The 12,092-nt window shown below is 56.8% G+C and carries 9 protein-coding genes and 1 pseudogene; 8 read left to right on the forward strand and 2 right to left on the reverse strand.

What is annotated here, in order from left to right:
• From nirD to AD928_RS02100, 8 genes are all read left to right on the forward strand, one after another.
• A partial coding sequence (gene nirD, locus AD928_RS02065; protein WP_156470060.1) for a nitrite reductase small subunit NirD occupies positions 1-486 on the forward strand: 486 nt, incomplete at its 5' end.
• Positions 487-491: 5 nt separating this feature from the next.
• A complete protein-coding gene (locus AD928_RS02070) occupies positions 492-4,421 on the forward strand; it encodes a bifunctional nitrate reductase/sulfite reductase flavoprotein subunit alpha (RefSeq protein WP_062247861.1) in 3,930 nt (1,309 codons plus the stop codon).
• A 20-nt stretch (positions 4,422-4,441) separates the two neighbouring features.
• The gene (locus AD928_RS02075; RefSeq protein ID WP_062247862.1) at positions 4,442-5,023 is read left to right on the forward strand and encodes an ANTAR domain-containing response regulator; all 582 of its coding nucleotides are present in this window, start codon (positions 4,442-4,444) and stop codon (positions 5,021-5,023) included.
• The gene (locus AD928_RS02080; protein WP_062247865.1) at positions 5,020-5,991 is read left to right on the forward strand and encodes a CmpA/NrtA family ABC transporter substrate-binding protein; all 972 of its coding nucleotides are present in this window, start codon (positions 5,020-5,022) and stop codon (positions 5,989-5,991) included. Before AD928_RS02075 ends, AD928_RS02080 begins: the two co-directional genes overlap by 4 nt.
• Positions 5,992-6,389: 398 nt before the next feature.
• On the forward strand, positions 6,390-7,028 hold the full coding sequence (locus AD928_RS02085; protein WP_264821323.1) for a sulfotransferase family protein: 639 nt from the start codon (positions 6,390-6,392) through the stop codon (positions 7,026-7,028).
• Positions 7,029-7,272: 244 nt separating this feature from the next.
• A complete protein-coding gene (locus AD928_RS02090; RefSeq protein WP_156470061.1) occupies positions 7,273-7,614 on the forward strand; it encodes a hypothetical protein in 342 nt (113 codons plus the stop codon).
• A gap of 198 nt (positions 7,615-7,812) precedes the next feature.
• Positions 7,813-8,541: a response regulator transcription factor gene (locus AD928_RS02095; protein WP_156470062.1), complete on the forward strand. Its 729-nt coding sequence runs from the start codon at positions 7,813-7,815 to the stop codon at positions 8,539-8,541.
• Positions 8,538-9,884, forward strand: coding sequence for an ATP-binding protein (locus AD928_RS02100; RefSeq protein WP_233419897.1), 1,347 nt, complete (start codon positions 8,538-8,540; stop codon positions 9,882-9,884). Before AD928_RS02095 ends, AD928_RS02100 begins: the two co-directional genes overlap by 4 nt.
• Before the next feature lie 25 nt (positions 9,885-9,909).
• Here AD928_RS02100 and AD928_RS02105 read toward each other — a convergent pair.
• Positions 9,910-10,691 (reverse strand): annotated as a pseudogene (locus AD928_RS02105) (siderophore-interacting protein).
• Positions 10,692-10,954: 263 nt separating this feature from the next.
• Complete coding sequence (locus AD928_RS02110; protein ID WP_156470063.1) at positions 10,955-11,644, reverse strand: hypothetical protein; 690 nt, start codon at positions 11,642-11,644, stop codon at positions 10,955-10,957.
• Positions 11,645-12,092 lie beyond the last annotated feature (448 nt).

Below are 12,092 nucleotides of genomic sequence, written 5' to 3' on the forward strand. Positions count from 1 at the left end.
CGCTTCCGCACCTTTGTGAACGATGCGCGCCCGGACCCCAACATTCGCACCGTGCCGGAACGCGATCAGGTCAAACCTGCTGATAATCTGCCGGAACTGCCGATTTCCGCAGGCCCGGCAGGCTGGACTGACCTTTGTGCACAGAGTGACCTTGTGCCTCGCTCCGGCGTGGTCGCGCTCTATAATAACGCGCAGATTGCTCTGTTCTATCTGCCCGATGCGCAGGGTGAAGGACGGGTTTTTGCCGTGGATAATCATGACCCCTTCTCGCACGCCAATGTTTTGGGCCGGGGTTTGATGGGAGATATCCACGGGCAGCCGGTTGTGGCCTCCCCGCTTTACAAGCAGCACTTCAATCTGGAGGACGGCACCTGTCTGGAAGATGCATCCAAATCCATCCACGCATGGGATGCACGGCTGCATAAGGGCCGTGTGGAAATCCGCGCCCGTAAAGTCACCGCCCCGGCGGAAGCCGCTATGGCGTAACCCGCATGGCCTGCGCGGAAGAAATCCGGTCTGTCTGCCCCTATTGCGGTGTCGGGTGCGGCATTGTGATGGAGGTGGAGAACCAGAAAATTGTCCGGGTGCGGGGGGATGCCGCGCACCCGGCCAATGGGGGGCGGCTCTGCACCAAAGGCAGTTCTTGCGATAAGCCGGTTACGTCCCCCGCCCGACTGGACTGCGCCCTGCTTCGGCCAGACCGCGCAACGCCACCAGCCCCCATTTCCATGGACGCCGCCATTACGGAAACAGCCCGACGGCTGCGGCATATTCTTGAGACAGATGGACCGGACGCCATTGCGGTTTACGTCTCCGGCCAGATGTCGATGGAGGCTCAATACCTCGCCAATAAGCTGGTCAAAGGCTACCTCCGCACACGGCATATCGAGTCCAATTCCCGCCTGTGCATGGCGGCGGCTGGCACGGGGTATAAACTCTCGCTTGGGGCGGATGCGCCCCCCGGCTCCTACGAAGATTTTGATTGCACCAATCTGTTTTTCGTCATCGGGGCGAATATGGCGGATTGTCACCCCATCCTGTTCCTGCGCCTGATGGACCGTAAACGGGCCAGGGCAAAACTGATTGTGGTGGACCCTCGCCGCACTGCCACAGCAGACAAAGCCGATCTCTTTCTGCAAATTCGTCCCGGCACGGACCTCGCGCTGCTCAATGGCTTGCTGCACCTTCTGGTGGAAAATGCCGCGCTTGATACAGACTTTATCGCCACCTGCACCACCGGCTGGGGGGACATGCCTGCCTTTCTGGCTGATTACATGCCAGAACGCGTCGCCAGCCTGACAGGCCTTGCGGAAGAGGATATCCGCACCGCCGCCCGCTGGATTGCTGAAGCAGGCGAATGGCTCTCTTTGTGGACCATGGGCCTCAACCAGAGCACCTCCGGCGCATGGCATACCAACGCGTTGTGTAATTTGCATCTGGCCACTGGGGCCATTTGCAAACCGGGGGCCGGGCCGTTCTCCCTCACCGGCCAGCCCAATGCCATGGGCGGGCGGGAAATGGGCTATATGGGCCCCGGCCTGCCCGGCCAGCGCAGTGCGCTCTCGGCTCAGGACCGTGCGTTTTGCGAAGAGCAATGGCACCTGCCCCCCGGCACCATCCGCGATGCGAACAGTGACGGTGCAATCGCCCTGTTTCAGAACATGGCGGAAGGGCACATTAAAGCCTGCTGGATTATCTGCACCAATCCCGTCGCCACCGTGCCCCGGCGTGGCAGGGTTCAGGCCGCACTTGAAAAAGCCGAGCTTGTTATTGTGCAGGATGCCTATGCGGACACGGAAACCGGCCCCTATGCCGATATCCTGCTCCCCGGTGCGCTATGGGCGGAAGGTGATGGCGTGCAGGTCAATTCCGACCGCACCATGACCCTCGCCCGACAGGCAGTTCCCCCGCCGGGCGAGGCCATGCCGGACTGGCAGATTATTGCCCGCGTCGCCTGCGCTATGGGATTTGAGGAAGGGTTCTCTTTCACCTCTGCCGCCGAAGTTTTTGCTGAGGCCATCCGCTTTGCAAACCCGGTGACGGGCTATGATATTTCTGGTGTCAGCCACGCGCGCCTGAAAGATGGCCCGGTGCAATGGCCCGCCCCGGCTGGCGATACAGCGCCGCGCCACCCTATCCGCTATCGCCCCAACCCGGACGCGCCGCCTGTCTTCGCCACGCCTTCCCGCAAGGCAGTATTCTTTGCGCGCCCGTGGATGCCACGGGACGATGAACCGGATGAAGATTACCCGTTCCTGCTCAATACCGGCCGCCTGCAACATCAGTGGCACACGCTTACTAAAACAGGCCGGGTCGAGCAGCTGAACAAACTCAACCCTGGTCCTTTTCTTGAACTCACCCCGGATGATGCCAAACGTCTTGGCATTGCCGAGAACGATACGGTTGAAATCCGTTCCCGCCGCGGCAGCGCCACCCTTCCGGCCCGTATTTCCCGCCGCATCGCCCCGGGCACCTGCTTTGCGCCGTTCCACTGGAATGACCGGTTTGGCGAGGCACTGTGCATCAACGCCGTCACGCCGGATGCGATTGACCCCGTCTCGCTCCAGCCCGGCATCAAACACTGCGCTGTCTCCCTGACGCGTGTTCAGACTGCCGCCCCCCCCGCACAGGAAAGCACAGAGACCATGCCCACAGAGCAGCTTGCCCGCCATCTGGGTCTGACCGCACAAAAAGCGCCTGATTTTTCCGGGGAAAGCCTTGTCTGGCTCAGCGGTTTTCTGGATGGTCTGCGCATGGCCCCACCAGAAAACAGCGTGCCAGTGGTGCCGTGCTCCGCCCCGCTTTCTGACGCGCAGAGAGCGCACCTCAATGGGCTACTGGCCGGGCTGTATTCCCGCACACCGGTTACAGCCGCAGCCCTTCCGTCCACGGATAGCGCTGCGCCAACTCTCACCCTCTGGTGGGCCTCCCAGACAGGCCGCACGGAAGCACTGGCCGCGCAAACCGCGCTGTGGTTGCGGGAAAACGGACATGAGGTGCGTCTGGCTGAACTGAGTGCTTGTGACCCGGCCACCCTCTCCGGGACGGCGCTGTTCCTTGTCTCTACCTTTGGCGATGGCGACCCACCGGATGGTGCCGCTCCGTTCTGGGATGCGCTCAAAGAACAGGATCTTGCCCTCCCTAATCTCCGCTATGCAGTGCTGGCGCTGGGGGATTCCTCTTACGCCAGCTTCTGCGGCTTTGGTCGCACACTAGATGAACGGCTGAGCGCTCTCGGCGGCACACCGCTCCTGCCCCGCGTGGACTGTGAACCGGATTATGAGGACGCAGTAGAAAACTGGCGCCCCCATCTGCTGGCCGCTCTGGGCGGCCCGGCTGCATCTGGAACCAGTCCTGCGCTGCTTGCCCCGGCTCTGGCCCCCGGCATTACCCGCACCACACCCGCACTGGCGCGCCTTGCCAGCGTCACGCGCCTGACCGGTGACGACCCGGATAAGGAAACATGCCATATTATGCTGGATCTTTCCGGCACTGGCGTAAGCTATAACGCAGGTGATGCGCTGGGGGTCTGGCCGCGCAATAATGAGAGCATTGTGCAGCAGGTTCTGGCCGCCCTGCAGGTGCCGGAAGACACCATGCTGACGCTCCGCCACCACGGCCCCACCCCGCTGGGCGAAGCCTTACGCCGCTGGTTTGACCTTTCCCGCCCGTCTGCAAAGCTGCTGGAACGACTGGGCCGCACGGAAAGCGGCTATCTGCCTGACCTGATCGCAACCCTGCCAGCCTCTGTGGCAGCGGAAGACCTGCCGACGCTCTTCCGGCAGATGCAGCCGCGCCTCTATTCCATTTCTTCCTCCCCCACCGCCTGCCCGGATAGCGTGCAGCTGACGGTAGGTGTGAACACCTCACCTTATCCCGGCGTCTCCTCCACATGGCTGGCGGGGCTGAACGCGGGTGATGCTGTGCCGGTTTTTGTGCAACCCACAACGCATTTCCATCTGCCTGCGGATGAGACTGTACCCGTCATCATGGTCGGGCCGGGCACGGGCATTGCGCCCTTCCGGGCCTTTTTGCAGGAACGCTCTGCCCGGAAGGCTTCCGGCCCAAACTGGCTGTTCTTTGGAGAGCGGCATGAACGCACCGGCTTTTATTATCGCGAGGAGCTGGAAGCCTTCATGGCGGATGGCTGCCTGACACGGCTGGACACTGCGTTCTCGCGCGATCAGCCGGAGCGGATTTACGTGCAGGACCGCATGGAAGAACACGGAGTTCTGCTGTGGGACTGGCTGAACCGGGGCGCGTATGTCTACATCTGTGGGGACGCTGCCCGCATGGCGCGGGATGTTGACGGTGCCCTGAAAAGGATTGTCGCACGACATGGATCAATGACACGCGAGCAGGCAGACGCTTTTATAGCTGGCCTGACCCGCAGCGGTCGTTATCTGCGGGATGTGTATTGAACGAAAGGAGGACGGACTGCATGAAAGTCCTTCTGGCTGATGAAAATTCTCACCGCGCTGGCGCACTGGCCCGCCTGCTAGAAGCCGAGGCAACGCTGAATGTCATTCTGGTGGAAGAGGACACCAGCCTGATTGATGCCGTGCGCCGCCATGCGCCGGATATTGTGCTGGTGGATATCAGCCGTGCCGACCGCGATGCGCTGGACAGTGTGCGCGCCCTCTCCGCCTCCGGGCTGGAACGGCCAGTCGCCCTGTTTGTGGACGAAGATGACGAAAGCCTGATGGAAGATGCTTTTGCCGCAGGCGTCTGCTCCTACAACGTGCTAGATGCGCCCGTCACAAACGTCAAACCGCTGCTGCGCGCCGCCATTGCGCTCTATAGACGCTTTCGGGACACCAATGCGGAACTTGTTGCAGCCAGAAAGACACTTTCAGACCGTGAGACCATAGACCGTGCCAAACTCCTGTTTATGAAGCAGGAACGGTGTAAGGAAGATGACGCGTATCGCTGGTTCCGTAAACAGGCCATGCAGCAGGCGCGAAAAATAATTGATGTCGCCACAGACTATCTTGCTCACCAGAACAGGAGCCAAAAAAAATGAGCATCTCCTGCCGCATTGGCCTGCTGCAACTGGCGGATAGTGCCCCTGTGCTTGTGGCCCGGAGCATGGGCATTTTCACCCGGCACGGACTGGATGTTGAGGCCGTAGTGGTACCCTCCTGGGCCAATATTGCCGATGGGCTGGTCTGGAACGGGCTGGATGGCGCGCTGATGTTCCCACCGCTGGCCATTATGACGGCCCTTGGCCAGCGTGGGCGGGCTATTGGGTTGCGTCCGGGCTTTCCGGTCAGCCGTGGTGGCAATACGATTGTGCTGCGTGGGCAAAAGAGGGATCACACACAGTGGACTGCGCAAGCAGACAAACGCCGGGCTTTTGACAACTGGAAAAATGCTTTAGGCCGCAAACCACGCCTTGGTGTTGTCCACCTCTACTCCACACACTACCTTATTCTGTCGCACTTTCTTAAAAACCTCTCCGTTTGCCGCGATACGGAAACCGAAATTGTCATCATGCCGCCTGCGCGCATGATTCAGGCCCTTGCCGCCGGTGAGATTGACGGGTTTTGCGCGGGGCCACCATGGGGTGCGGATGCCCAGCTGAAGGACTTGGCATTTATTGTGGCAGGCTCTGCGTCTATCGCGCCCGGGCATCTGGAAAAAATGCTGGTTCTGAAAGAACTTTGGAAAAACGAACACCCGGATGGCTCCGCCCGCCTGCACGCAGCACTGACCGAGGCCATTGCCCTGTGTAATGACCCGGCACATGCAGCGGAGATTACGCAGCTACTCAGCAGGCCGCTCAACGCCAACGGACTAGGGCTGCCCGAAGAAGCCGTCAAAGCCGTGATGCCCGGCTCCCGCGCCATAGCAGATGCCATGATGTTTGGCGGCCAGAACGAGCAGACAGGTGCCTCCTGCGGATGGATGATTAAGGATATGCAAAACGAGGGCTGGCTCCCTTCCGCCATGCTGGAAACCCTGCGCACACTTGGCTGGTACGACTGTTAGACAACGCCTGCGATGATCGATCTTATTTTGGTCATCTTTTTGTCAGAAGTGAAATAAAAAGATAATTCTCATTTTTGTGCATTCCAGAGCCAGAAATCTGTGCTTAAAAACGATTCTTAAATAGTCGTTTACTTTTCTATCATGTCATTTCTGCTCTCATGAAATGATGTGATGCGTAGTTTTCTACGTTTGGTTTCTGGATACCTGCCATGTCTTCTGCATTGTCCACTCTGCGCGAACAGATTCAGGAAACCCGCAAGAAGACCATGGAACAATTATGCGGTGTTACCCTGCATGGAGACCTGCAGGAACGGTATGTGGACTAGAGACTGCCTCTCCCTCTAAGCAAAAAACGGCAGCAGCGCCTTGAGATTATCCGCAACGCGGGTGTTCTGTTTATCCACGTGCCCAAAAATGCCGGAACAGCTATCTCGCAAGAACTTTACGGCTGTAGCATGCGGCATGAAAGCATCCGCTACTATCAGAAGCATGCACCAGATGTTGTGCGCACCATGCCCAGCTTTGCTTTGTGGCGGGATCCGGTTGAACGCTTCCTCTCCTCCTATGACTTCATCCGAAATGGCGGTGGCAGCCATGTCAGCCTGCATCCCGGCTTTGCGGAACGCTATGCAGACTTAACTACTCTGGACCGCATGATTGAGTATGTAGAAGGCGCAACCTCCATCTATCAGCTGGACCATGTCCTGCGCCCGCAACACTGGTATCTGACCGACCGCCACGGGGATGTGGCCGTCAAAATGCTGTTTGATCTTAAGGATATTGACCGAATTTATCCTTTTGTGCCCGGCCTGCCTGCGGGTAAGATTAAAAAAATCAACACAACCCAACGCTTCACCACAGATCTGCGCCCCCTCCAGAAAGAGAAAATTATGGATCTCTATAAGGAGGATTATAAAATCAGAAATTCCATCGCACAGATTGGAACTCTTTCTGAAAAATCCCGCAGTCCACAGAAAATCAGCGTGAAGCGCAGCACAGTGCCTGCTTTCTCTCCTGCCCTGACCAGCAGCCTCTGACCGCGTCCTGTAACCACGGTGGATTTATGGCCGCCATGAAGTTTTCAGGCAACCTCTCACAGATAGAGTCGATTTACTCCATATTATTTATTCTATAATATTTATCGTGTATTTTTATTATTTTTCATATCTGACATATTGCAGCCATTTGTAGGTTTTCCCCTTTTAGTAAAAAAAATTCCTCCTATGTTTTCTCCCAGACAGGCGAGAGACTTTTTTTCTCCTGCTCTGCATAAAGGGTTTTATGATGATGAAAAAAGCTATTCTCCTCGCCGCTGCTCTGGGTGTTGTGGCACCGGTTGTGTCTCATGCTGAAGAACACAGGCACCACCACACCCAGAACAGCGACAACGATAACAACACTTCTGACAACCAGAATAACAATGATGGTGAAGAAAACAGCAACCGTCGTCATGGTGGTGAGCATCGCGGTCATCGCGGCAGCTCGTCTTCCAGCTCTGACACTCAGAACAATCAGGGTGACAACCAGAACGGTGGTGAGCACCGCCATGGCGGCAACCACGGTGGTGAAGGCCGTGATGGCAACCGTGACGGCGGCCAGAACGAAGGCGACAACCAGAACTAATCTAGCTCTCAGCGCATGAAACAGAAAGGCTCTTCCCCGGAAGGGCCTTTCTGAATGCTTTCCGGTTTTTCCCTTGCGTTCTTTTACAAAAGCAGCGTTTTAATAGACGGATCATGAGGCCTGACTGATACGAGAACAGCACATTTGTCTTCACATCCCACCTCCTCCTCGCCGACACCATCCGAAGCGCATGCCGCCATGACCGACGCTCCACAGACGATCCATATTCTGATTGTGGAAGACGATCCGGAAATTTGCGGGTTGTTGCAGCGCTACCTTCAACGACTGGGGTATGAAGTCTCTACAGCCCTCAACCGCGCGGGCATTGATGCCGCAGAAAAGCGTCGCCCTGTTGACCTCACGCTGCTCGACCTCATGTTGCCGGAGGAAGATGGGCGCACATTGTGCCAGTATCTTCGCCAAACCTCCGCCACGCGCATCATCATGGTCAGCGCGCTGAATGACATTCATGACCGCATTTCCGGACTGGATCTGGGCGCGGATGACTATGTTCCCAAGCCATTTGACCTGGAAGAACTGGCCGCACGCATCCGGGCTGTGCTGAGACGCGCTCAGCCTGAAGCCGCCCAGCCCGAACCCCAGGGTGTTCAGCACTACCGCTTCGATAACTGGCTGTTTGAACCGGCCAAACGCGCGCTATACGGCAAAACAGGCATCCGCGTGGCTCTGACAGGGTCAGAGACGGATCTGCTGTTAGTCTTCTGCCAGAATGCTCACCATGTGTTTAACCGGACGGAGCTTCTGGCGCGTATCCATGGTGATGAGAAAAATGTGGACCCCCGCGCCATTGATCTGCTGATCAGCCGCCTGCGCCGCAAATTGTCACATGAAGGGCGGCAACTGGAACTGATCCGCACCATTCGCGGGGGCGGCTATATTTTCGACCCGGACGACGGCAACACATGAAGAGATTTCCGCGGCTCTACCCCCGCACCATCTATGGCCAGATGGTCATGCTGGTTTCCGTGTGCATGTTTCTCACGCTCAGCATTACGTCTTTTCTACTATATGCGTTCCGGCCGCTGATGCCGCCAATCCCCGCAGGGCCCGGAACAAGTATTCTGGCCATTGAAACCGGGATTGAAGCGCTGCAAGCTGCTCCACTCCAGATCCGGGAAGCCATTGCCCAGAAAATATCCGGCAATGAAATTACATTTGTTGTGGGTCCGCCCCCTCCCTGCGTGCAGGTTCGCACTGACCACATCACAGAGTTTCTGCAAAGCATGCTGGTATACCGGGGCAACGTGACCCGCCACGCCCTGCGCGCCAAAAGCTGTGCGCCGCACGATGCCGGAATGCCAATCTCCTATCTTTACCTGCCGCGCGATAACATCAGCATTCTGGTTTCTAACAACCCCAACCATCATCTCGGGCACATGCTGCGCTGGACCATGCCACTTACTGTGTCTCTGGTGTCTCTGCTCACCATCACGCTCTCTCTCACATTCTGGAGCATCTGGCATATCAGCCGCCCTTTGCGAAACATTGCGGCACAGGCCGATGCGTTTGGGTATGACATTGCGCCGGACCCTCTGCCCGAGCATGGCCCGACAGAAGTGCGCCGGCTGACACATGCCTTTAACCGCATGCAGGCCCGCATTGCGGCCTCTGCGGAAGAACGCACTCGGATGCTCATTGCCATTGGGCATGATCTGCGCACGCCTCTTACCCGCCTGTTCATGCGGCTGGAACTGGGTGGAGAAGAAGCCTCCCCCGCCGCCATGAAGCATGACCTCACTCTGATGAAAAAAATGCTGAACGGGGCACTGCATTTCCTGCGTGAGCAGACAGATGCTGAAAAAGCGGAAGCGATTGACCTCGCCTCTCTGCTGGAAAGCCTGTGCCATGAGTTCACTGTGGTGGACCATACCATTCACTATACCGGCCCCACGCAGTTGACGTGCATCTGCCAGACCACGGCCTTAGAACGAGCCATTAGCAACCTGATTGAAAATGGCCTGAAATATGGGACAGAAGTCAGCGTCACCCTGCGCACAGAAGGACGCCGCGCGCTGATTGATATCAGCGATAACGGCCCCGGAATTCCAGCGAACCTGCTGGCCTCGGCACGCCTGCCTTTTTACCGGCTGGACCCGGCCCGAGCCTCAGATGGTGGGCTGGGGCTGGGGCTCTCCATTGCCGATGCCATTATCACCCGCCACAACGGCCAGCTTTCACTCAGCAATATTGAGCCGCATGGCCTGCGTGCCCATATTTCCCTCCCCCTCGGCACGCTTCCCACCTCCTGAAGGCAGGAAGCAGGATAGGCGGTCGTCAGATCGCCCCGACATCCTTCACGGCCGCATCAGCCTGCCCCTTCACCCAGTATCCTGACGCCTTGATCCATTGCAGCGGCACCTTGCGGCTTTCCAGAAGATACTGGCGCACAGCTTTTGCCACACGGGCTTCCGCACTAACCCAGACAAAGGTTCCGTCTTCTATGTTTATGGAAGCAAGCGTTTTCAGGATTTCCTGCGCCTGATCTGCCGCATCCATCGGGCGATGCACCCAATGCGCGCTATAGCGGGCTGATGTGGAAAAACTCTGTTCATCCTCAACACCCGGCACGGCAACCACCGTTGTCACACTGGCCTGGCAGGCAGCTCCTCCACACGACGCCCAATAGCTGGGAGAGCGGTCTCATCACCAATTAGCAACCAGCGATCAACCGGACCTGCAATAACCTGTGAGCCTTTGGGGCCGCCAATCTCAAGAGTATCGCCCACCTGCGCCGCCCGCGCCCAGATTGCGGCAGGCCCTCCATCGTGATTGACAAAATCCAGAACTAGTATGCCTTTTTCAGCATCATAGCGACGCGGCGTGTAATCCCGACGTGTCATGACGCCATCCAGACCGGGAATAAAAATCTTGATATGATCGTCCGGTGAGGCACTCACAAACCCGTCCAGATCCTCGCCAGTCAGGGTGATGCGGATCATATGCGGAGTCAGGCGTTCAACTGCCACCACACGCAAACTGCGTTGCCTCAGATCGTGCCGCACACGCTGGATTTCAGGAGCGCGGCCTTCATATCCTAAGCCTTGAGTTGTCTTCATAATCTCTTCCTTGTTCTCTGCAAAATGAGGAATGCTCCGCTTTCACAGCACAATTACTATCTTAAGATATGGCTTATGATATAAAGTTCGTCAAGCCTAGCTAGTTGTCAGGCGTTAAGCCACGTGCTGCCCTTGCAAGCACAGCACTTTGTATTTTGAGAGAAAAGAAGACTAAAGCCGTCAAAGAAGCACTGGCGACCGGAAATTTCCCCATCACGATGATAAGGCGTCCGGACGGAGATTTATTCCGCCCGGTTGATAGGTTATTTCTGCGGTGTGCCTGTCGCGCTTGTTGCCGGAGCCGCAACAGGCGTTGTCTGAAGCGCTTGCACGGGCGTTGCAGAAGGCACTGTTGCTGGGGTTACGGCCAGAACTTTTACGGGAAGAGCTGTACCCGGCGCAACCGTAGGCGTTATAGGGGCCGCACCGGAAATGGTCTCTGTCGTCGCAGGGGCCGGTGCGGGGGAAGACGCAGGCTGTCTGGCAGGCTGCGGCTGCATGAAGGCGGATGTCTTCCAGAAATTAGGCGGTGAGCCACTCGGCACAGCCCGACGGACACACCCGCGCACAACGCTGGAACATACGCCGTCTGTGCCGACCAGCATGTCATCATCACCGCTATAGTACACATCCTGCACTTTACCATCGACGATACGGAAATCGGCAATGCAGCTATTGCCGTCCCCGCCACCGACATCTCTGACAATGTTCACAACAGACTGTACCGGAATCAATGTGGAGGTTGTTGCTGTGCCAATATTGCGACCACGCTGGTATTCAAAAATCTTGACATGATCATCAACGGTCTGCGTCTTGGTTGGAATTCCCGCGCATGCCTGAACATCCTGCTCCGTCATGCCAATCATGATGACCTGAGCCTTATGCGCTGTGCGGGACGCATAGTATCCGCATCCGCTCAGACCAAGCAGCACGGTACCCACAGAAACATGCATAAAAGACCTGGCAGCACGGCGCATAACAGCAGCGTTAGTCACGAACAACGTCATCTCCATTTCGACTACAGAATGCACGATCTAACGAATTTACCGCCTGCTGCCAACCTGAACAGAGGCCATATAAGATCACCCTCTTCTGCTTGCGCTCTGCTATAACATACCCGAACTGTTAGAACTGACACCTTCTGCATTGCTCCCAAGACATGCGTAAAGCTTTCCCTGCCTCGTTATAACACAAGACTTATAACAGGATTTTTTCACTCTCATATTTTTGAAATATGAATTTTTATAAAATACTTTATAAATATAAATAGAATTTTTCTTCTATTTTTTCCTAAATTTCTTTGCAAGAGACTCTACCTAATTAGAAAAATCTGATTCTAGGTGAAAGCCTTTAGAGTCCTTTTGGAAATTCGCTGTGATAGGTTTTCAAGAGGTTTTGAGC

This window comes from Acetobacter cerevisiae, from assembly GCF_001580535.1.
Taxonomy (GTDB): Bacteria; Pseudomonadota; Alphaproteobacteria; order Acetobacterales; family Acetobacteraceae; genus Acetobacter; species Acetobacter cerevisiae.